Source organism: Pseudoalteromonas sp. SG44-1 (assembly GCF_014164315.1).
GTDB classification, from domain to species: Bacteria; Pseudomonadota; Gammaproteobacteria; order Enterobacterales; family Alteromonadaceae; genus Pseudoalteromonas; species Pseudoalteromonas rhizosphaerae.
In genome coordinates this window covers 1-21984 of record NZ_JACJEW010000049.1, presented here as the reverse complement: position 1 = coordinate 21984, position 21984 = coordinate 1, and the positions used below count along the sequence as shown (strand labels likewise).

At 37.5% G+C, this 21984-nt stretch carries 17 protein-coding genes and 1 pseudogene; 9 read left to right on the top strand and 9 right to left on the bottom strand.

The genetic code is table 11. The annotated features are described in order from the left end of the window. Nucleotides 1-251: 251 nt before the first annotated feature. From H5187_RS18290 to H5187_RS18275, 4 genes are all read right to left on the bottom strand, one after another. Entirely contained in the window at nt 252-1379 is a 1128-nt protein-coding gene (locus H5187_RS18290) for a hypothetical protein (RefSeq protein WP_182768147.1), read from the bottom strand. A gap of 21 nt (nt 1380-1400) precedes the next feature. Continuing rightward, on the bottom strand, nt 1401-3020 hold the full coding sequence (locus tag H5187_RS18285) for a DUF6892 domain-containing protein (protein ID WP_182768148.1): 1620 nt from the start codon (nt 3018-3020) through the stop codon (nt 1401-1403). A 127-nt stretch (nt 3021-3147) separates the two neighbouring features. Continuing rightward, entirely contained in the window at nt 3148-3543 is a 396-nt protein-coding gene (locus H5187_RS18280) for a hypothetical protein (RefSeq protein WP_182768149.1), read from the bottom strand. Between the two features lie 386 nt (nt 3544-3929). After that, complete coding sequence (locus tag H5187_RS18275) at nt 3930-5651, bottom strand: DUF885 family protein (RefSeq protein WP_182719038.1); 1722 nt, start codon at nt 5649-5651, stop codon at nt 3930-3932. 470 nt (nt 5652-6121) lie between these two features. Here H5187_RS18275 and H5187_RS18270 point away from each other — a divergent pair, with 470 nt between their 5' ends. Together H5187_RS18270 and H5187_RS18265 are read left to right on the top strand one after the other, a co-directional pair. Continuing rightward, complete coding sequence (locus tag H5187_RS18270; protein ID WP_182794667.1) at nt 6122-7486, top strand: cellulase family glycosylhydrolase; 1365 nt, start codon at nt 6122-6124, stop codon at nt 7484-7486. A gap of 307 nt (nt 7487-7793) precedes the next feature. Continuing rightward, on the top strand, nt 7794-8825 hold the full coding sequence (locus H5187_RS18265; RefSeq protein ID WP_182740546.1) for a metal-dependent hydrolase: 1032 nt from the start codon (nt 7794-7796) through the stop codon (nt 8823-8825). A gap of 49 nt (nt 8826-8874) precedes the next feature. On the opposite strand, the gene H5187_RS18260 is transcribed toward H5187_RS18265, so the two are convergent. Continuing rightward, nucleotides 8875-9684, bottom strand: coding sequence for a DUF2306 domain-containing protein (locus H5187_RS18260; RefSeq protein ID WP_182740545.1), 810 nt, complete (start codon nt 9682-9684; stop codon nt 8875-8877). Nucleotides 9685-9901: 217 nt separating this feature from the next. On the opposite strand from H5187_RS18260, the gene H5187_RS18255 reads away from it, so the two are divergent. Further along, nucleotides 9902-11041, top strand: a complete 1140-nt coding sequence (locus H5187_RS18255; protein ID WP_259401742.1) for an AraC family transcriptional regulator — start codon at nt 9902-9904, stop codon at nt 11039-11041. Between the two features lie 123 nt (nt 11042-11164). Here H5187_RS18255 and H5187_RS18250 read toward each other — a convergent pair whose 3' ends face one another. Continuing rightward, a complete protein-coding gene (locus H5187_RS18250; RefSeq protein ID WP_149982750.1) occupies nt 11165-12775 on the bottom strand; it encodes a phosphoethanolamine transferase in 1611 nt (536 codons plus the stop codon). 361 nt (nt 12776-13136) lie between these two features. On the opposite strand from H5187_RS18250, the pseudogene H5187_RS18245 reads away from it, so the two are divergent. Both H5187_RS18245 and H5187_RS18240 read left to right on the top strand, forming a co-directional pair. Next, a pseudogene (locus H5187_RS18245) lies at nt 13137-13229 on the top strand (winged helix-turn-helix transcriptional regulator); the annotation flags it as partial. A gap of 39 nt (nt 13230-13268) precedes the next feature. Continuing rightward, nucleotides 13269-13871 carry an ACP phosphodiesterase gene (locus tag H5187_RS18240; RefSeq protein WP_182719044.1) on the top strand — a complete coding sequence of 201 codons (603 nt, stop codon included), beginning with the start codon at nt 13269-13271 and terminating at the stop codon, nt 13869-13871. Between the two features lie 133 nt (nt 13872-14004). On the opposite strand, the gene H5187_RS18235 is transcribed toward H5187_RS18240, so the two are convergent. Beyond that, nucleotides 14005-14313, bottom strand: coding sequence for a hypothetical protein (locus H5187_RS18235; protein ID WP_149982748.1), 309 nt, complete (start codon nt 14311-14313; stop codon nt 14005-14007). Between the two features lie 147 nt (nt 14314-14460). After that, a complete protein-coding gene (locus tag H5187_RS18230; RefSeq protein ID WP_182740544.1) occupies nt 14461-15870 on the bottom strand; it encodes a PLP-dependent aminotransferase family protein in 1410 nt (469 codons plus the stop codon). A gap of 132 nt (nt 15871-16002) precedes the next feature. Here H5187_RS18230 and H5187_RS18225 point away from each other — a divergent pair, with 132 nt between their 5' ends. Genes H5187_RS18225 through H5187_RS18215 form a run of 3 tightly spaced genes read left to right on the top strand, consistent with a single transcriptional unit; the run spans nt 16003 to nt 18589 of the window. Then, nucleotides 16003-17403: a cytochrome ubiquinol oxidase subunit I gene (locus tag H5187_RS18225; RefSeq protein ID WP_182798132.1), complete on the top strand. Its 1401-nt coding sequence runs from the start codon at nt 16003-16005 to the stop codon at nt 17401-17403. An 11-nt stretch (nt 17404-17414) separates the two neighbouring features. After that, on the top strand, nt 17415-18422 hold the full coding sequence (gene cydB, locus H5187_RS18220; RefSeq protein ID WP_182731186.1) for a cytochrome d ubiquinol oxidase subunit II: 1008 nt from the start codon (nt 17415-17417) through the stop codon (nt 18420-18422). A 47-nt stretch (nt 18423-18469) separates the two neighbouring features. After that, nucleotides 18470-18589, top strand: coding sequence for a DUF2474 domain-containing protein (locus H5187_RS18215; RefSeq protein WP_182794664.1), 120 nt, complete (start codon nt 18470-18472; stop codon nt 18587-18589). Nucleotides 18590-18661: 72 nt separating this feature from the next. Here H5187_RS18215 and H5187_RS18210 read toward each other — a convergent pair whose 3' ends face one another. After that, nucleotides 18662-20842 carry a response regulator gene (locus H5187_RS18210; RefSeq protein ID WP_182719047.1) on the bottom strand — a complete coding sequence of 727 codons (2181 nt, stop codon included), beginning with the start codon at nt 20840-20842 and terminating at the stop codon, nt 18662-18664. Between the two features lie 307 nt (nt 20843-21149). Here H5187_RS18210 and H5187_RS18205 point away from each other — a divergent pair, with 307 nt between their 5' ends. Then, nucleotides 21150-21737 carry a hypothetical protein gene (locus H5187_RS18205; RefSeq protein WP_149982743.1) on the top strand — a complete coding sequence of 196 codons (588 nt, stop codon included), beginning with the start codon at nt 21150-21152 and terminating at the stop codon, nt 21735-21737. Nucleotides 21738-21984 lie beyond the last annotated feature (247 nt).

Sequence of the window (21984 nt, the reverse complement as noted above, 5' to 3'; positions counted from 1 at the left end):
ACACGGCAGCAATAAATTCATTGAATAAGGGTTCTAAACATCAAGTTGACTGGGAAAAGCCAATTTTATCATCACTTTAAGCTTAATTTAGACAATACAGGTTACTACAGGTTTCCAAGTGACAGAGTTATTTTTAATTTAAAACTATTTAAAAATAAATAGTCCAACAGATTAAAGGCAGGTTTTGTTTATGTGTAACAATTAAATTATTACACATAAACACCGTATCGGAAGCAGACCATTACATCAGATTAGTTATTTTGTAAAACACTGGCTCTATCTAAACAAGAAAGTGTTGCTTGGCCTTGCTGCTTATAAAGTTCTGCTATTTCCTCTCTGCCTTGTGCTGCTTTATCTAAACAATACAATAACTCGTCTGGGCGCATTAATTTTATATTTATAGGTAAAAAGTTAAGATGATCATGATTTATATGCGCATTATCTAAACCAATAAACATACCTATATTACCGTCAGGGTGATCTACTGACCATTCTTCAGGTGCGCCATCCATGTCTAATTGTAATGTAAGAAAACGGTGTTTTTTGAGGCGCTCTTTAAAGTTATCGATATTGGGTATTATACCGCCAATGGTTTGAATTAGGTTCATCTGCCAAGAGCTGTTGAATCTTTGAATGGGTTCATTGGTCTCTAGATATACCTCAAATGGTGCTTCAGGACTTGATAAGCCACTTGTAGCAACGATTTGATTTTCCCATTCTGGTGGTGTAACCAAAACAATATCTCGCGTGCTGCCATGCCAGTGAGGGTAACCTGCTAAATAAGGATTCAAAAAGCTCAGCTCTAATGTTTCGTTTATTTCACCGGCTTGTTGCCAATAAGATGATAATATTGCTTGCTCTGATTCAGTTTGTTGCTGATCATCTGAATTGCCTTGCAAAAATATGATCTTATCATAACTGCCCCTTTTCCATGGGCATGACATATCATCTGGCAAGCCTTCCCAAGATTCTATGGCTAAATGAAAGTCGCGACTCAATGAGTCAAACTCAGCAGCATCAGCATCTAGTCCAGTGTAGATTATATAATCTTCATCAAACTTAGTTTTAACGTCGTAACTACCATCACTTTCTAATTCAAAACGAGCTTTGTTCCAAGGTATATCCGATTCGTCTTTCTTCATCATTTTATAAAGTGCATAAAATGCTTCATCACACTGAGAATATTTCAACACTCCATCGATTATATCTACACTATAAAATTTTTCTTCACCGCCTGTATAGTAAGTCCCTGCCATAAAACCACAGGTATTTTCTCGACTCAGGCCGATATCACAATAAGCTTTATGCCACTGTTCGGGTAATGCGTCGAACATTGATTGGCCAATATGCTGGTGAATTTCTTCTGCTGAATTAAACATTATTACTCCTAGAGATTAAAATTAAACATCCTGGTCAGTTAATTGGATCTGGCGTTCTTTAAAGCTGCTAATTAATTTTTTTGATGGATTACTGTGCTCTAAACCGATGACTTGTTGTAAGTTAGGCAGCAGTGGCAAGTCTTTTGATGCTTTATTGCTTACCTTTAACACCTCATCTCCACAGCCTGGATCCCAAAAAGGCCATATCTGAGCATAAACATCTGCGCCGCCATCGACACCGCAATCTTGTGTCAACGAAGTGACTTTCGCTAACAATTCCTCAGAGATATCAAGCCCTTTAAAATAAGCCAGTGCCTCAGGTATAACTTCATACCCTTCTTGCTCTTTATCAATTTCTCGCAGGTGGTATTGGGCTATAAACTGGGTAAGGTCAAACTTAGGGGTTAATAAATTTTTTTTATACATCAGCTCTTCGATAACAAGTAACTTAAAATGCAGGTCGCTAAATTTGATCTTAGGCGTTTTATTAATAGGAAATACTTTGGGGGTGTTTTTAAGGGCTAAAGTCTGTGCGATAAGTTGATCAAGATGTACTTTTGTTTTACTGTCTGGAGTAAGTTTTGAAAGATTCTCTAAAAATGTAATGGTATTATTTTTCACCATTAAAATTTTAGCAGCCTTGTTATAGCCCGCATTTATAAAGGCAATAGGGTCATTTTCAATATTTGCTATTTCTTGGTTATATTCTTTAACTCGTTTTTTGATAACCTGAGCATTGTAGTTACCTTCATTTAATTTTTTTATATAACCCTTTATTTCGGCAATCTTAGTTTTTGGAGTTGGATATATGCTATAGCCATTCAAGACGCCTTGAGTTATAAAGTAATCAATTTGGTCATCACTCCAATGTGAAATATGAGTTGAAAGTAACTTTAAGACCTCTTTTGATTTTTTATAGAAAAAGTCGCTTTTTTCGGTATAAAAACCAATCATTTCGCTAACTAAAATATAGAGTAGTAAATCACGATTTTCATCGTTTTGTTCGCTACATACAATGTCATTAATTAATTGTGTATATTGCTCTAATGGGTCTGAAGCTGATGGTAATAAACTGATTAGAAGGTTACTGGTATCTTGGTAAGGATAAGTGCGTAAAAACTTAAATGCTAAGTTGCCACCAATACGCTTTAAGTCGTCATATCCTTCACTGTGATAAGAAGGATGACAAAAATATAAAGAAATTAAATCACTCACCATCTCCCTTAAATCACCGTCCTCTGCAGGTGTTGGGTTTTGGATCAGTTGAGTGTTGGTCTCAAGTAACAGCTGCTCTATTTCACTCTCTAATAACTCTGTGTGCGTAAGTAAAGCATGATGAGATTTTTTGTCAAAAATAACTTTATAATCTGATGAACTAAATAGCTGTAAAAAATAATATAATTTCGCAGGTTGGCTTTGACCTTCACGAAATAATCTTAATTCTTTAATTAGTGATGAATAAAGTTGTAAAAGCGTTGTTTGATCAAAGACGTCTTTCCATTGACGGTTTATCTTATCTTTTAATGACTTGTTTAATTTTTGTGTATTTAAATCCAGTTCATCCAAGTCAGGAATAAACGTTTTAAAAAATGGCATATAGATACTCATTAATAAAAATAAAAAGGCTGTTTTTAATTTCACAGAAAAATAGTTTAGATATTAAATAATCATAACTTATCTCGGGAGTAAAAGTAATTGTTAGTTATTTTGGTAATAGGTGGCAATATAGAAATTAAAATATGTATTTTTCTGTATTGATATAGAAACTTTATTCAGCCTGCACCTCCGTACCTATTAAGTCGTCAATATAAGCGAGTTCTTCGCTAAAAATACCATTAATAAATGCACTTTGTTCACTCATTACAGCGTCATTAGGTTGGGCTTGGAAGTCTTGTTGGCATCTGACAAGTTCGTTGACTAACCATGGGCATTTGTCGGTTGCCGTGGTTATTGCTGTTTTTAAAAAAGAGGGCCATTTTATTTTTTGTAAATTAAAGCGGTAAAGCGTGACGGCGATATGACTATACGCTTGTTGCTCAAGAGATGGTGGGTTATCACTATTTGCAGTATCACTATTTGCAGTATCACTATTTAGCAGCTTACTACTGATAAGTGCTTGTTGCAGAGCGACTTGTTGTGATTTACTTAAAAAAATCGTTGTCATAATGCGTCGGAGGCCTTGGTTGCAATTAAAGATGGCATTTAATAGGAAGGTTAAGCAAGGCGTTTCATGACTCATGCAGCACCTAAAATGCAGCAACAGTGATAGCAAAATTGGGCTGACTCTTTACTGAATTAAGCAAATACAATTGTAATCGGGTGGATGATTTTAAACCGTAATGCCATAAATAGACACCATACATACAGGCCGTGTTATGTTTTTGATTAACTTTATAAAAGCAATAACTTACTAAACCCATATACAACTATATGGATGCATAAATTAGAACTGTGCATGGGGGAGCTAGCAAGCACACTTGCAGATTATAATAAGCTATTGTTTAACTAATATCAGCTCAGCAATAGCTTATTAATTTAATGTAATGGGTGTTATTTTTGCTGTTGCGTTATCCAGTCATTTATTACTTCTTCAAGTACTGCAATTGGCAGCGAGCCTTGGCCTATAACTGTGTCGTGAAAGCTGCGAATGTCAAAATCAGCGCCAAGTTCTTTTTCAGCTTTTGCACGTAGTTCACGTATTTTTAGCTCGCCCATTTTGTAAGAAAGCGCTTGTGCAGGCCAAGAGATATAACGATCTATTTGATCTTCTACGGCACTTTGTGGCAATGCAGTATGTTCGCTCAGGTAGTTAATTGCGCGCTCTCGACTCCAGCCGAATGCATGAATGCCGGTATCAACAACCAACCTAACTGCACGCCACATTTCATATCCTAATCTGCCAAAATCACTGTATGGATCTTGATAAAAGCCGGCTTCTTTACCTAAACGCTCTGCGTAAAGACCCCAACCTTCACCAAATGCTGAATGGCTTAAGGTACGCCGAAATGGTGGCACATCCAGTTCCATTGCAATTGCATTTTGTAAGTGATGCCCTGGTATGGCTTCATGTAAGCTCAAGGCTTCTAAATTATATAAAGGTTGCAACGAAGGGGTTGAAGCTAAAAAGTAAGTGCCAGCAGAGCGGTTATCTGCTGGTGGCATATAAAAAGCGCCTCGACTGGCAGAGTCTTTAATAGCAAACGTATTACGTGGTAAATGACCAAAATAGGTCGGCAACTTGCCATACATTTTTTGTGTAATGAAAGCGGCTTTTTCTAATAAATCTTGTTTGTCTTTTGCATAAAACTGTGGAGCAGTTGCTAGAAACTGCAGAAAATCAGCATACGAACCCTTAAAGTTTAGTGAATCAATAATAGCCTGCATTTCAGCTTTAATACGCGCCACTTCTTGTAGACCAAGCTCATGAATTTCTTCTGGCGTAGCTTGTGTGGTGGTGTAATAACTTACTGCATACTTATAATATTCAAGCCCGCCTTTAACGCTTGAAATACCGGGATCTGTTCTGCAATTTGGCATGTAATCATCAACAAAAAAATCATAAAAATGCTGATAAGCAGGAACCACCTTATTGCTAATTAGGGCTTTCGCTTTTTCTTGATAGGCTGCTTTTTGTTGTTGGCTAAAGGTGTTGGGCATACGTGTAAACGGTTCATACAAGGCAATGTTTTGTGGCTCTTTTTCGATATGTTTACTGATGCTTTTATGATAATTTTTAAAGCTCTCGCAATAGTGTGTGTAGCCTTGTTGTATGCCTTCTTTCATGAGGTTGATGTTTTCTTGGTTAAAGCGTGGGTAGTCGCTCAAACTAACCAAAAAATTGTCGTAATCGGTGGTAGTTAAAAACGCCATATTAGCAGGGGCCTCGGCAAAATATGTATGCCAGCCGCTTAAAAAGTTAATAGGAAAGTACTTATCAAGTGACTGGTAACTTTGTTGCTCTGTTTCGCGCTCGTATTTAAAAAGCCGATAATTCATCAGTTGTTCTTTACTGAGTGATTTTGGGTTAATGGCAGCTAATTTGTGCAGCACTTGGTCGTTATAAGTTTGGCGCTTACTTATGGCTTGCTCACTCCAGCGAGCCAGCTTTCCATTGGGTTTCCATCCATCGGGGTCGGTGCGAAAAAATACTTTTTCGCTTTTTGCATGTTGCCAGTGTTGGTCAATAATATTTTTTAAATCGGTATTGTCATCAGCCAGACTTGGCAATGACACCATAGTTAAAGAAAGAGCCAAGAGATTTGTTTTATACATGTTGTTTCTCATAATTAGCGAGTTAGTTTTTTATAAAGGGTAGGCAGTGATTTTTTGAGTGCGTACCAAGCTATATAAAATTTATTGTTTTATAGGTTAAGCGTATCAAATTAACGATATGAATGCGCTGACCTTGAACAGCAATACAGAGAAAATTGGCAAGTATGTTGCAAACAGAGCAACTCATTGATATTTAAAACATTAATGGAGCGCTTTCGGTTAAGGTACTTAGCGAAAACTAAAGTGTATATCGTTCACGCTTTTTATTGAATGTATCCCCCCTGCAGATGACAGCCTATGAGTGGTCATTTTTAGTTACTTTTACGCTAGTATTATTTTATAAAGTAAATCATTCTTTATTATTGTATTATAATTTCAGTGTACTACCTTTGTATTGTTAGTTTTTTGCTAATGACATTATTGATATATCAGTTTACATCTGATGGGTAACCTAATTTAAGGACGATTTTATGACGATTGGAAGTACACCTAAAAAAACACTATATAAAGCCAAGCGCCTTTCACTGGCATTATTGCTCGCTTGTTCCACTACAAGTTATGCAGCGGTTGAAAAGTTAACCGTCAGTGGTAATCAAATATTAGCTGGTGATGAGGCAAAGAGCTTTGCTGGTTCAAGCTTATTTTGGAGCAATACAGGTTGGGGCGGCGAAAAGTTTTATACCGCGCAAACGGTTGCCAATGCGAAACAGGAATTTGGCGCTAATATCATTCGTGCTGCGATCGGTCACGGACAAAATACCTCAGGCAGTTTGAATGACGATTGGGACGGTAATATTACTCGTCTTGATACAGTTGTTGATGCAGCAATCGCAGAAGATATGTATGTCATTATTGATTTTCATAGTCACGAAGCGCATACCGACACTGATATGGCGATCCGGTTTTTTGAACGAGCAGCCACTAAATATGGCGACTACGACAACGTTATTTATGAAATTTATAACGAGCCACTACAGATATCGTGGGCTAACGATATAAAACCTTACGCCAACACCGTTATTGATAAGATCAGAGCTATAGATCCTGATAATTTAATTATTGTTGGTACGCCTACTTGGTCACAAGATGTTGATATTGCCTCAAAAGATCCGATAGATCGCTACAATATTGCTTATACCTTACATTTTTATGCAGGTACGCATGGTGAGTCACTTAGAAATAAGGCGCAGACGGCTTTAAATAATGGGATTGCTTTATTTGCAACTGAATGGGGCGCAGTCAATGCTGATGGTAATGGTGGTGTAAATAGCAACGAAACTGACGCGTGGATGGCTTTTCTTAAATCAAATACTATTAGCCACGCTAATTGGGCCTTAAATGACAAAGATGAAGGTGCATCAACCTTTCTTCCTGGTGGTAGCTGGGATTCACTAAGTGCATCGGGGCAGAAGATAAAAGATATTCTACTAAATTGGGATATGAATAATGCACCGCTTGACTCAGATGAAGATGGTGTAATTGATTCACAAGATCAATGCCCTAACACACTGCCGAATACACCCGTAGATTCTATTGGGTGTGCGGCTACAGACTCAGATGGCGATGGCGTAATTGACGTACAAGATCAATGCCCCAATACACCAGAAGGTACTGATGTCGATTCCTCGGGTTGTGCTGTTACAACAGGAACAAGTTGTACTGAGGTAAAAACGTATCCAAATTGGGTTAGAAAGCATTATCCTGCAGGCCCTTACACACATAACGAAGCTGGCGACCAAATTCAGTATCAGGGCAATGTTTATAAGGCGAACTGGTATACAAATAGCCTGCCTGGTAGTGATAGTTCATGGACATTTGTTAAAAGTTGCAGCTAAGTCATACTTGTTTTTAAATAAATAGGTAGAGCGCAGTCGCTTTACCTATTTTATTGATTTTTATAGAAATAGGATTATAGACAATCTTCGAATTCATGACGTCAGGGTTGACTCTTTACTAAAATACAATCGTAATTGGATTGGCGGTTTTAAAAATCTAGCTGATAAGCTGGGGTGGATTTTTCTTTTGCGGATCCACATAACTTATAGCTTCTCCAGAAAACTAATCACTCATTGAGATCGACACAAGACCTACAACAGTACAATATAAGTCTATGCTTTAATTGATTTTGAAAAGAGGCTTTCATTGGATTCACTCACACAGGTTGTGCTTGGTAGTGCAGTTGCTTATACAGTATTAGGTAATAAGCTGGGCCGTAAGTCGTTATTAGTTGGAGCGGCGTTTGGCACGTTACCTGATTTAGATGTGCTCATTAATTTTGGTGGTGATGTCGAAAACTTTGTCTATCACCGCAGTTTTAGTCATTCTTTGCTTATACAGCTGTTAGTAAGCCCCTTGTTTGCATGGCTTTTACTTAAAATGGATTGGGCAAAAGATGTATCGTTGCGGCGCTGGTCTGTCGCTCTATTTTTAATTTTAAGTACTCACTCATTGCTTGATAGTTTTACCGTTTATGGAACACAATTGCTGTGGCCACTGACGACTTACCCCTTTGGTATATCGAGCATATTTATTATTGATCCTGCGTATACTTTGCCATTGTTACTCTCTTGTATAGCGCTTTGCTTGGCGCGGATGCGGCCTTACGCACAGCGTATAAATACTGCTGCGTTAATCGTCAGTTCGCTTTATTTAGCTTGGGGGTTGGCGGCTAAATGGCATATCGAAGATAAAATACATCAGGCACTAAATACCCAAAATATCATATTTAAGCACTTTGAAAGTACACCAACGCCATTTAATACCTTGTTGTGGCGGGCTGTGGCCGTTACCGAGTTTGGGCATTATGAGATTTATGCCTCTGTGTTTGATGACGCAGACAACGTTGATATGCAATTTTACCCTAGCGAAAATACGCTACTAGCAAAGCTTGATGATGCAAGGCAGATCAAGTTACTGCAAGCATTTACTAAAGGCCTTTATGGTGTTTATCAACAAGATGAACAAGTGATTATGAGTGATTTAAGAATGGGCCTTGAAGGTTATTATGTATTCTCATTTGTGGTTGCACAGCAAAAAGATCAGCAGTTGATCCCAGGTTCTTATCAACAACTCAGCAACCGATTTCCACTTGATAAGCTCGGGCTTATTTTTGCGCGTATTACTGACCCAAATATCGATTTAGCAACTACCGTAAAAGAGCCCACATCTCCCTGAAATAGATTGCTGGGTTAGGCCTTCTATTTTGTTAATAATTATGTGGCTATTAGCCAACTATCGCTGGGTACCAATTTGCTAACACTACACCAAATAAGCCCACTAAAAATACAATGGATATCAACATCATTAAAGCTGCGGTGGCGATTGTTATCATTTTATTAGATGTTTTCCCCGCATACCTAACCAGTTCAGCAATGAGCAATGGCATCACATAAGAACATACGCTAACAGCTAACACGGTTGGGCCTGTGAACGTTGTAGTATCAATCCCGAGTGAGCCAAACGTTAAAAACCAGGCAAAAATTATTAACCTAAAAAATAGCACGCCGTTTGCTGCAAGGTATAAACGAATTGCCCATATTTGATGCGAATTTATATTACGCCCTCTAGCAGCCAGCACTGCAAATATGCTCGATAAAATAACCATACCACCACCAAACATTGTCAGGCTATGCATTAGCAGGTTGCCTACTGTGCCTCTAACAATCATAAGGTACATTCCTGCGATTGAAATGGTACAAGCTAACAGTACGAATACGCGGCCGTTATAGCGATGAAACTTAGTATATTTTGCTCTTATTGCGGGGATTAATTGCAAACTCCCGCCGATTATCATTACTACGGCAAGTAGCACATGCGTGGCATAGATCAAATTACCGATGGGGTCGCTCGCAACATAGGCGGTATTGTTAAAGCGGACCCAGCCAGATAAACCTGTAGTAACGCTAGTCAGGGCATACCCCAAAATAAGGTAAATTACAAAGCAACCTTGTGCCATTAGTAAGCAAATAAACCATATTTTTTTACTGTTTTCGAGCAGCCTATTTGGGGTTGTTTTCATTTTTTGCATTAACATGTACTTTTCCATTAAATCGTTTCAATAGCCAAATATAAAGACTTTCAGGGCGAATACTTCTCAAATTCGAAACTTGAGCAACGATATATGGATAATTTTTACGGTTAGTTACTGACACATTCACTAACAAAGTCTTTTTGCCATCGCTAGAGTTACTTTGTATTATACAAGTTAAAGCAACGTTGTTTATACAACGTCATTTTAAGAGCGACCTGTTATGCAAAATAATTCTCCTTATTACCTTCTCGTCTTTGTGTGCATGGGGTTGATGTTATTTAATGCACTGAAAAAAGATAAGCAACTGGTTCACTATTTGTTTGCACTATTTTGTGGCTCGCTCTGTATGGTTGGGGCGCAAAAACTCAGTGCGTCAAGTGTCGGAGGGTATCAATACCTAATAGGGCTATTTACTTGCGCTACATGTAATGTTTCATGGTTGATTGCTAGAGCGTTATTTCGTGAAAACAAGCCAATTTCTCGCAGGCATATCGTTTTTGCTGCAACTATTGCAGGCTTGATAATGTTTAACCAAACATGGCATTACTTAGTGAGTTTTGATCCTCAGCCATTACCTACCAGTGATATAATGTGGCGCTTAAAGCAAGGGGTGAATGAAGTAACCATGTTGCTTTCATCAAGCATACTTGTGCTCTCTTTTTGGGAGGCAATAAGAGGCTACAGTGAAAAAACAGTGTCACAAAAAATGCAATCAGTGATCTTTGCCAGCGCTTGGTTTTTAGCTGTGTTTAATGCAAGTGTATTACCTAAGCTAATGTTTAGTAAGACTGAAATTGAGCTATATAATCCCATTATTATTACCTCATCTGCACTACTAATTGTGCTTGCGATGCAAACATTAATGTTTCTTCAAGCGAGAGATAAAAATAGCCAAGGTATTAAAAATGAGGGCGATACAGTTAGTATTTTTAATGACATTGAGATAACTGAAAACACCAATAAACATGAACAAATCGATGTTGCCCCTGAATTAATCGATGGCATTGATCAACTTATCAATAAGCAACAGCTATTCTTGCAAACAAATCTTAAAATTTCAGATTTTGCTCAAGTATTACAAGTACCTGAATATAAAATCAGCCGAGCTATTCGCTATCACTACAAAGTAGCCAACTTTAATCTGTTTATTAATCAATATCGTGTTAAATATGCGCAAGTTTTATTGGCAAGTGAGGATGCTAAAGGTTGGAGCATTTTAAGCATCGCGCTTGAAAGCGGCTTTTCTTCTTTAGCGACTTTTAACCGGGTGTTTAAAAGTATTGTGGGTGAAATTCCTAATGAATACCGAAAACAAAGCAGCAATCATCCTAATATAAGGGGTAGGGAACTTGTTGATTAGTGAGTTGTAGGTTTGTTTTTATAGTTAATCAAGAATATTAGATGTGAATCAACCACACTAAATTGAAAGTATAAGGTGCTATAAACATAAAAGCCGCTCATAGAGCGGCTGAATACTGAGGAGCTACTTTGAAAATTCTGGACAAGTTTTATCTTGTATTTGCTTTAAATCGTACTGCATAAAGCCTGCCTCGCCAAATACATCGGTGCCGTTCAAGTAATACTTACCTTGCTCTTCATTCGGGTTTTTAATGTCATAACCCAATACTTTAGCCACTTGCAGACTAATTAAATAATGGTTAGGCATACAACCTAATTCTTTTTTAATTCGAGTTATTTCATTTTTTGGAATATCAACACCGTAAAACATAAATGGTACCCGGGCGATATCCATATCGACAGCGTTATGTCCAAAACGACCATCTTGCCCTGTCAGTTCACCATGATCTGGCGTGAAGAATATATATGTTGGTTTACCTGAATCTTTAAAGAATTCATAAATGTTAGCTATCACCTTTTGTGTGTAAAGTACTGAGTTATCGTAGCTATTCAGCATGTACTTTTCATAGGGTTGCTCATCAACAGGATACACTTCTTGAGTTTTAGGGTAATTAGCTACATAAGGTGCATGAGCGCTGCGCATATGTAACGTAATAAATTGGGGCTTATTGTAATCCAGATTCATGGAATTAAGTTCGAGCAATAAACGATCATCATAATCTCCATCGAACTGATCTAGATGCTTATCTTCTTTCCAGGTATCAATATCCCCAAGTGAAAATGCATAGGTTAAACCTCCTGCATTTTTTTGTGTAGTAATGTAATGGGTTTCAAACCCTTGACGCTTAGCTAACCGAAACAAAGCAGTGTCCATTTTACTTATATGGACTGCATTATTAGGCTCATATACGGTGTTAAAAAATAAGCTAAGAGATACTCGTGTTGAAACAGCGCTTGAGATCGCAGGCAAATAAAAGAAATTAGGGTCTTGTTTATACGGCATTAAATCTGGCGTTGTATCTCTTTGATAACCATATAAACCCATATTGTAATAACTCAGGCTTTCACCCATTAAAATTACAATATTTGCATCCGCAGGTTCGCCTTTGCTCAATTGATAAGGTTGATAGCTAGGCATTTCTTTACGTAATCCCAGAATCATTTTTAACTGGCGAGCGCTAAAGAATGACACACTGTATAAGCCATTTTTCATAGCTGAGTGCGCAATATTAGGCTGGTATTTTTGAGAGCTCTTAGAACCTAAAGACTGTAAAAAGGGTAACGTGAGCAATAATACAAACAACACCGAGATATAAGGTACGGTAAAACTGGTTTTATGGTATTTGTTATAGGTGAAATACGCTAAGCCATAAAATGCCATGGATAAAAAGAACGCTGGTAGCATAAATTTCAAACCATCAGCAAAGCCAATTAGTGCATCATGCATTTCACCCATCATTAGCACCATATCAAAAGCACTGTAAAAGCCGCCAAAGTATTGGAAGTACATCAGTTCAGAGGCCTGCATTAGAGCCATTATCAGTAAAACAATATTGTTAAGTTTAGGGGTGCGGCTTAACAGCATGAAGACCATTAACAGTAAGGTAATGATAATGCTTTTGAAGTTATAACCGGCCAAGTAGTTATGATTAAACAAGCCATAAATGACATCCGGCATCAGTGCGAATGCCCATAGGGCCAAAAGCGTTAAGAGGGTATGTTTAAATTGTTGCACGTGCAGTTCCACTATTCAGGTTTGCAGGCATTGTAATAAAAATCACATGCAAAGGCATGAGTATTTGAAATAATGTATGAATTTTAACTATTAGGTTTTATACCTCTTTGGTCTGATGCCTTTTATTGCTTCTTTATGATGTGCTCACTCTCAGTAAATAAAGATATTTATGAAAAAGATCTTTATTTTTTTACACCTGCAAGATCAGTACACTAGCATTCGGCTGTCGTGCATTTGTGCGTTCAGTGTTGATTGTATTTTCCTTAAAAATGCTTGTTAATATGTGGTATATATTAGTTACCTGTAAGGTAATATCAATTAGTATACTTTTAGTAACCTAGTTACATTTTTAGGAGAGTTAATGGGCGGCAAGTGGAAAGGCTCGAGTATTTATCATCTAAAAGGTGGGCTTGTTCGCTTTAATGATTTAACTCGCCTGTTAGGAGAAGTGAGTGAAAGCTCTTAATATAATGAAATATAAAGAGATATTACTTTGAACTACTTAGCTCATCTTTATTTAGCGCAGCCTACAGCAGACTCGCACTTTGGCAACTTGCTTGGTGATTTTGGCGGCAATAGGCATGTAAAGCAATTGCCAATCACGGTAAAAAATGCACTAGATAACCACTATCTAGTCGACAAGTTTACAGATACTCACCCTTTAGTGAAAGAAGCTAAACAGTATTTTTCGCCTCAGCGTAAACGCTTTGCGGGTGTCGCTATTGATGTGGTGTTCGATCATTTTTTAATTCAGCATTGGCAACGGTTTAACGATCAACCGCTAAGTGACTTTAAGCAAATCAGTTATAGGCTTTTGGGTAAGCGTACACCCGTTATGCCGCCAAGAATGCAAAGTGTTGTAAAACATATGACGCAGAATGATTGGTTTAAAGAATACGAAACCGTCGAAGGGGTCGGGGTTGCACTTGATAATATTGCCAAGCGCATTCGCTTTACTAATACGTTTTCTGGCGCTGCTGCTGATATAGCCCGACACTACACTGAATTAGATGCTATGTTTTTAGCGTTTTTCCCTGAATTGATTAAACATGTTAAGCAACGAGGTCTTGAAGGAGCTCAAGATGCTAGTGTGTAAACTTTTTAAATGTAAGTCAGGTTCTAGCCTAAAATGATGCAATATTGATAATTAGCTTTTGATGGAATAAATTCTGACCAACAAAAAGCTCGCATCATACTAAAAACGGCTTGATTGATGGCTACTATCTGACTTAATCATCAGGCCCCTTTAGGGTGAAAACTAAATGCTTGCGCATGTCTTTTAAAATAACGCCTTTTTTAAGCATTGCACCACTTAAACGTTTTTGCCACTTTAATAAGTCAGGCTCTGCCGCTGTTAACGCCTGCTGATTCTCAAACTGAAAACACATTAGTAAAGAGCCTGGAAATAAGTGATATTCCACGTCAAACCAGCATTGCAGCATGCCAGTGAGTTCATTACGGCCTTGCTCTTCAATTGCATCAGCAACTTTAAGTACCAGTGCTTGTTGTTTTATTTGCACCGCAGAGAGTTTTTTCATCGTTTTAATCCAGTTAGAGGCCAAAGATATAGCCAGATGAGCGGATTATAACCGAGCTTGTCGACTGGCAACAACTTTGATAGTAGTTTTAGCCGAAACCACCTTATTATTTGATGTTAAAGCGGCTTATCGTAGGCATAAAGCGTGTTATTTTTTTACCAAGAGGGTGCTGAATAGTTTTTTGATCGCAACTTCCCTTGCTTTAGTGAGGGGGTGAATATAACTCAATCGTAAAAAGTTTTTATATTGCCCTGATGCTGAGAAAAGTGAGCCCGGGGTCATGACGATACCTTGTTGTAGTATTTCATTGTAACTTTTTTGGGTATCTATTGACTCATCTAACTCGACCCACATAGATATGCCGCCATTAGCTTGTGTAAAGCGTATATCCTCAGGCCAATGGGTTTGTAAAAAATTAATCAGCTCTGCTTGTTGTTGTTTAATTGCATATACGTGCTTATTTAGGTAGCGACGATAGTGACCATCTTCTATAAAAGTGGCTAATCCTTGTTGAATCGACCCACATGAAGAAAGTTGCGTAACGAGTTTAAGTTGAGTGATTTTATCATGCCACTTTCCTCCAAAAACCCATCCGATACGTAAATCTCTTGATAAGCTTTTTGAGAATGAACTACACAAAATTACTTGTCCTTGGGTGTCGAGACTTTTTAAAGACTCACTAACAAAAGGAGGAAAAGCCAGATCGCCGTAAATGTCGTCTTCGATAATACAAAAATCACTTTTCACTGCCAATTTAAGTAGCTCTTCTCTTGCTCTATGAGGCATACATGCACCTGTTGGCGTTGAGTAATTAGGTGAGACGACACATGCTTTTATGGGCCACTTGGCTATTTTTTTTGTCAGATCGTCAATGCTTATGCCGTGCTCGGGATCGCATGCTACTTCTATTATTTTTAGGTTAAGTTGTTCTAATATTTGCAATACCCCGTAAAAAGTTGGCGATTCAACAGCGACAGTGTCGCCTGGCGAACACGTGGCCATAAGAGAAATAAATAAACTGTGCTGACAGCCATTGGTAATGCAAAGCTCATCAGGTTTTTGGTTTAAACCACCATAGTGGTTAATTATTGCGTGCTTCAAACGCAAATCACCATCAGAACTATTATAGTAAAATGCTTTTTGACTTTGAGAAGAACGAAATGCTTTGTTTAAATGTCGATTAAGAACGGTTAAGTGAGTAGCATCTTCCTGCGCGCCAGCACTTGGTAAAATATCAAAGGCAGCACTGCGCGTCATAATGTCTTTTAAAATCGCAGGTACTGACACATTGCGTGGAGTAGATGATGTTTTGATTTGTTTTGGTAGCACTCGTTTAGGCGGCTTTATTTGCGTTACAAAGTAACCTGATTTAGGTTTTGCATAAATAAGTCCTTGTGATTCCAAGCGATGTAACGAATGTAATACGGTTGCTTTTGATAGGCCCTGTAGTTTGCAAAGCTCTCTCACTGAGGGCAACTTGCCTGTTGGAGTAAAGCTGTTAGCGTCAATTTTCTTTTTTAAGATAGCCTCAAGCTCTGTATATTTGAACTGTTTCATGCTCTCGCTCGTAGTGACAATCTGTACTCATTGTAAATTATTTTTCTGTGCCTGTACTGTAAAAAAAAGATATATACCATAGGTGATAAGTTTAATGTTTGCTCTGTAATTAACTAGGAGTAGGTTGGCGTTATGATAGATTTTACTGCTATTGATTTAGCTCGTATACAGTTTGCATTTACAGTCTCTTTTCATATTATTTTTCCAGCAATAACAATTGGCTTGGCAAGTTACCTTGCGGTACTTGAAGGGCTTTGGTTATACACGCGAAAGCCGATATACATGACGCTTTGTCGTTTTTGGATGAAAGTGTTTGCGGTAAATTTTGCTATGGGAGTGGTATCCGGCATCGTAATGGCTTATCAGTTTGGTACTAACTGGAGTCAGTTTTCTAATTTTGCTGGAGCTATTACGGGGCCATTACTCAGTTATGAGGTGATGACTGCGTTTTTCTTAGAAGCTGGCTTTCTTGGCGTTATGCTTTTTGGTTGGAATAAAGTTGGCGAAAAGCTTCACTTTACATCCACCTGTTTAGTGGCAATCGGTACGTTGATTTCAATGACTTGGATTTTGGCTTCTAACAGCTGGATGCAAACACCTCAAGGCTATGAAATTATTGATGGCCGAGCGGTTCCGGTTGACTGGTTTGAGATAATATTTAATCCTTCATTTCCTTATCGTTTAGTCCATATGGGCTTAGCCGCTTTTTTAGCGACAGCCTTGTTGGTAGGCGGATCTGGTGCATGGCATTTATTAAAAGGCTCGCACACTCAAGCGGCAAAAAAAATGTTGTCGATGGCAATGTGGATGTTGTTAATTATCGCACCATTGCAAGCTTTTGTAGGAGACGAACATGGCCTAAATACACTTGAGCATCAACCAATGAAAGTGGCAGCAATGGAAGGGCATTGGCATGAATCAGAACCTGGCGAAGGTGTCCCCTTAGTTTTATTCGGTTGGCCAAATATGGAAGAAGAGCGCAATGATTACGCTATAGAAATACCTCATCTTGCTAGCTTAATTTTAACGCATAGTCTTGATGGCACCATTGCACCATTAACATCTGTACCTCCTGAAGATCGCCCTTATGTACCAATTGTATTTTTTAGTTTTAGAATTATGGTCGCCTTAGGGTTATTGATGATTTTATTAGGCATAACAGGGTTAGTGTTACGTAAAAAAGGCCGATTATACGAGAAAAAATGGTTCTTAAGGTTTTGTGTTGTAATGGGCCCTGCTGGGTTGATTGCGATGCTAACAGGCTGGTTTGTCACAGAGGCTGGACGACAACCTTGGGTTGTATATGGGTTACAAAGAACGGTTGATGCAAGCTCTGCTCATTCGATGACGGCAATGAGTTATTCATTACTTACTTTTGTTGTTTTATATGTGTGTGTGTTTGGGGTCGGTGTGCGTTATATGTTAGCACTTATCAAAAAGGGCCCTGAACAAGTGTATGACAACGATAATAAAGATGATTTAAATAAACGCCCGGCTCGTCCGTTATCAGCGGCCGATGGTGTTGAGCTTTAGGAGATTAAATGATGGATTTTGATTTACCGAGTATCTGGGCACTCATTATTGGCTTTGGGTTAATGATGTATGTGTTTTTAGATGGTTTTGACTTAGGGATTGGCCTACTTTTCCCGCTGGTTAAAAATAAGCACGAAAGAGATATCATGGTTAACTCTGTTGCCCCAGTTTGGGATGGTAATGAAACGTGGCTAGTGCTTGGCGGGGCAGGCTTGTTAGCTGCATTTCCTATGGCTTACTCAGTTATATTATCAGCCTTATATGGGCCTATTTTAGTGATGTTATTTGGCTTAATATTACGAGGCGTTGCGTTTGAATTTCGCTTCAAAGCAACTGAGTCTCACCGCCCATTATGGGATAAGTTATTTTTTGCAGGCTCGTTTATGGCAACCTTTGCTCAAGGTGTAGCAATGGGCGCTGTTATTATTGGTTTTCCTGTTGAAAATGGTGAGTTTGCTGGTGGAGCTTTAGACTGGTTAACACCATTTAGCTTATTTACAGGGTGTAGTTTACTGTTTGCTTATGGCTTATTAGGTGCCACTTGGTTAGTGGTTAAAACAGAGCATAATTTGTATAAACAAATGCGTAAACTTATTAAGCCATTAACTATTTTATTAGCCTTGTGCATGTTAGGTATCAGTATTTATACACCACTTATCAACGCTGATGTAAAAGCAATGTGGTTTAATTGGTCAAATATTGTATACCTTGCTCCTTTGCCAATTATTACCGGTATTTTTGTTTTATTATTACTGGGCTCAGTAAACTCAAGTAAACACTATCGACCATTTATTTATGCGCTGTGTATGTTATTTATGGGATATTTAGGCTTATGTATTAGCCTTTGGCCAAATATTATTCCACCAAGTGTATCTATTTATGAAGCCGCAGCGCCTGAATCAAGTTTAAAATTCACCCTGGTTGGCGTTGTTATCATCGTGCCATTCATATTGGCCTATACGTTTTGGTCTTATTATGTATTTCGTGGCAAAGTTATTGATACCGAGGGGTATCACTAGTTATTCAATGCTATTGCACTATTTAGTGAAGGCTTTGTGGAGGGTATATGAAAAAGCATCTTCATCAATTTAAATGGTTAATTATCATTTGGGTCTTGAGTGTTGCTTCACTATTTTTAGTGTCTCTAGTGATCCGCTTTTTGATGACTCTTGCAGGAATGAAGTAATACCGTTAGTTAAATTACGGGGGACTATTTTATCAAATAATAGTCCCCTTTTTTATATTCTCATTACTTTTATTAAGACTTGAGTTGCTTGGATAAAAAAAGAGTTGTTACATCCGCTATCTTTATCAGTGCTTCTTTGTCTGCATAGTCCCATGACACTTTTGAGTCAACACTTTCACAACAAATTACGCCTAACGGTTTGTCATCTATAAAATAGATATAATCAAGTAAGGAATACACATTGAATGGTTCAAAATAGGATTTATTTAAGTCCTTTGTTACTTCGTTGTTCCTTGCATCCGATGCATCAAGTACTTGGTTACCTAAAATATAATTAAAGTATGCAGGAAAATCCTGAGCTTTTAAAACCATGTCATTTGTTACTACCTCATTTTCATCAAGGCATATTAAACAATTTATCGCAGTATATTCGTGGTTTAGTAACCAAAGGCTAACTCTATTTGCATTTGGAATTAGCTTTTTTAACTCTTGGCATGTCTGATTTAGTTTATATTTGCTTGAAATATTAGGATCACTAATTTTAACCGCTAGCTTTTTTAGATTGAGGTTATTAGGGTTGTAAATATTAAGTAAGCTATTTAATTTATCTTTATCAAATGGTTTAGCTAAATAACCATCCATACCAATGTCTAAATAATGTTCAATGTTTTGTTTCAAGGTGTTAGCTGTCAAGGCTATAATTGGGGTTGTTTTATCTCCTTGTTGTGCCCGAATTGCTTTTGTGGCTTGTACTCCATCCATTACTGGCATTTGGATATCCATAAAAATCAAATCTACAGGGTTTGTATTAAAGTAATCAACACACTCTTTACCGTTTTCTGTGATTACTACATTGGCGTTATGCGCTTGTAGCATTTTACTTACGATGAGTTGATTTATTTTATTATCTTCGGCGATTAGAATGGTGCACCCTTGTAAATTAGTTATTTCTTTCTTTTGTTTTAATGAATCATACAATAGATGATGTGTTTCAAAGCTCTGTTGATACGTAAATATAGAGCCTTCGCCTTCTTTACTTGTAAAGCCGATTTTACCTTTCATTAGTTGACTTAACTTGGCACAGATTGATAAGCCAAGCCCTGTGCCCCCATAACATCTTGATATAGATGCATCTGCTTGATGAAAATCTTGAAATAAGTTTTGTTGTGCTGCTTCGCTGATACCAATACCTGTATCAATAATTTCAAATAAAATATCCTGTTCAATTAATGAACTACTTTGAACGCTGACTTTGAGATTTACTTGCCCTTGGTTTGTAAATTTAATCGCGTTTGAACACAAGTTATTTAGAATTTGTGAGATCCTTACAGGATCACCTTTTAAAGTTGCTGCCACCTTCTCATCAATATATAAAGTAAGTTTAATGCCTTTAGCTGATGCTTGTTTAATGAGAGGCTTGAAGAGATCGTTAACAACCTCTTTAAGATTAAAATTGATATTTTCGATATCTAGTTTGCCAGCTTCAATTTTTGAAAAATCTAGAATGTCATTCACAATACTTGAGAGTATATTGGCTGAGTTTAAAATACTTTTCAAAGCGTTATCTTTTTCTAAACTCGTTTCTTCAGCTAGGCCAAATTCAGCTAAATTTAAAATACCGTGTAGTGGTGTTCTAAGTTCATGGGTCATATTTGCTAGAAATTGGCCCTTTAAGGTGTTGGCACTATCAGCTTCTTTTTTTAGTACTTCAAGTTCTTCATTATGTATTTTTTGTTGTTCTAGAGCTGATGTTAATCTTCTGTTGTTTAATCTAAGTTCAAGTTGAGTGATAACTTCTCGACCTAGTATCGTCAGAGCGTTAATTTGGTTTTGATTTAGCTTTTTGGGCTTATCGCTAATAACACAGAGTGTGCCTATAGTATTTCCTTTTGGGGTTACTAACGGGGCGCCTGCATAAAATCGTATGTTTGGATTATTAACAACTAGCGGGTTATCATGAAAGCGCTCATCGAGTAATGCGTTCGGTATTTCAAAAATGTGGTCTTGCAGTATTGCATGGGAGCAAAATGCAATCTCTCTCTCAGTTTCATCAACATCAATACCGTACTTTGACTTAAACCACTGTCTTTGCGGATCTACTAAGCTAATGAGTGAAATAGGCGTTTCACAAATTTCAGAAGCAAGTTGAGTTAAATCATCAAATACTTGTTCGGCTTTGGTATCTAATATTTCATACTCATACAAGGCTTTTAGTCTAGACTCTTCGTCTGCTGGGATTTGCGCTGTTTTCATTGCATTGCTCAATATTTATGTCCACTAAATATAGGATTAATTTCAGGGTAATAGCAACTTTCAGATTAAAATCGCATGAAAAAGGTAATATCTGTGCATTTCTTCAATAGAGCTTTATAGGCCTAGCTCTTTTAGCTGTAGAATTAATCTATTCAGTGACTCGAAATAAAACCTATTGAGTGCAATTAAAGCCTTGTTGTTTTACTAGAATAAATAACTCGAATATAAAACATTCAATGTGAGTTGTTTATTTTATATTGCGTGATATTATCCATCTTATTAGGGACAAAAATATAAGGATATGAATATGTTAAAAATTAAGAATATTGCTTTAGCGACTGCTTTAGCGTCTATATCGTCACTTACACAAGCTGCTGTATTTGATGGTGCCTCTCATTGCTCTGAAGATACAGTTTATAAGTCACAAGCCGTTAATAATCTAGCTGCTTCAATAGGTGATCTAGCTGCACTAAAAGAAGTAACTCTAGAAAAAACTGGTACTACAGAAAATGGCTACTTTACTTTTGATCCTCAATTTTCACGCTCTGAGCGTTATTTCAACTGTAGCATTCCTTTAAATGACACGATTGGTAATTTTGAGCTTAAAGTTCATGGCATTACTGAAGGTTTAAATAGCTCAAACGGCGGCTGCTTAATTTCACGTGTTCGTAAAGTAAGTGATGGCGGGCAAGAGAAGTGGTTTAAGTATGCTACAGGAAAGGGCTTTGACTGGATTGATATTGCTGACACTGCAAATAGCTCAAAGCAGTTTGTATCGTATGTAACAGCTCTTGATAATAATTTTGAAAGTGATGCTGTTCTTAGTTTGAAATGCCGCACTACATGGCAGCACGGCTCTGTTGCTATTGGGCAAATAGAAATCAATAATCAATAATATAATTAAAACTTAGTCCCTAATAATAAGGCTTAGAATCACTTCTAAGCCTTTTTTGTATTTGTTGCTGTTAGGTTAAACTTAGCAACTTAATTAATACCAATCGACTTAAATATTTAACCATTCTAGCGAGCTAAATAAAGCGCTAACTGCGTTATAATTTTTTCAAGTAGAACAACTACATGTCAAAATTTACGCCTTGTTATCACTGTATTTATCTGTCGCTATAAATGGTCAGTAACTTAAC

Excerpts from the sequence above, each read along its gene's own strand:
- H5187_RS18280 (WP_182768149.1), bottom strand. The coding sequence starts at position 3,543 with ATGACAACGATTTTTTTAAGTAAATCACAACAAGTCGCTCTGCAACAA.
- H5187_RS18235 (WP_149982748.1), bottom strand. The coding sequence starts at position 14,313 with ATGAAAAAACTCTCTGCGGTGCAAATAAAACAACAAGCACTGGTACTT.
- H5187_RS18210 (WP_182719047.1), bottom strand. The coding sequence starts at position 20,842 with ATGAAAACAGCGCAAATCCCAGCAGACGAAGAGTCTAGACTAAAAGCC.
- H5187_RS18255 (WP_259401742.1), top strand. The coding sequence starts at position 9,902 with ATGCAAAATAATTCTCCTTATTACCTTCTCGTCTTTGTGTGCATGGGG.
- H5187_RS18260 (WP_182740545.1), bottom strand. The coding sequence starts at position 9,684 with ATGTTAATGCAAAAAATGAAAACAACCCCAAATAGGCTGCTCGAAAAC.
- H5187_RS18230 (WP_182740544.1), bottom strand. The coding sequence starts at position 15,870 with ATGAAACAGTTCAAATATACAGAGCTTGAGGCTATCTTAAAAAAGAAA.
- H5187_RS18290 (WP_182768147.1), bottom strand. The coding sequence starts at position 1,379 with ATGTTTAATTCAGCAGAAGAAATTCACCAGCATATTGGCCAATCAATG.
- H5187_RS18275 (WP_182719038.1), bottom strand. The coding sequence starts at position 5,651 with ATGTATAAAACAAATCTCTTGGCTCTTTCTTTAACTATGGTGTCATTG.
- H5187_RS18225 (WP_182798132.1), top strand. The coding sequence starts at position 16,003 with ATGATAGATTTTACTGCTATTGATTTAGCTCGTATACAGTTTGCATTT.
- H5187_RS18215 (WP_182794664.1), top strand. The coding sequence starts at position 18,470 with ATGAAAAAGCATCTTCATCAATTTAAATGGTTAATTATCATTTGGGTC.
- cydB (WP_182731186.1), top strand. The coding sequence starts at position 17,415 with ATGGATTTTGATTTACCGAGTATCTGGGCACTCATTATTGGCTTTGGG.
- H5187_RS18205 (WP_149982743.1), top strand. The coding sequence starts at position 21,150 with ATGTTAAAAATTAAGAATATTGCTTTAGCGACTGCTTTAGCGTCTATA.
- H5187_RS18270 (WP_182794667.1), top strand. The coding sequence starts at position 6,122 with ATGACGATTGGAAGTACACCTAAAAAAACACTATATAAAGCCAAGCGC.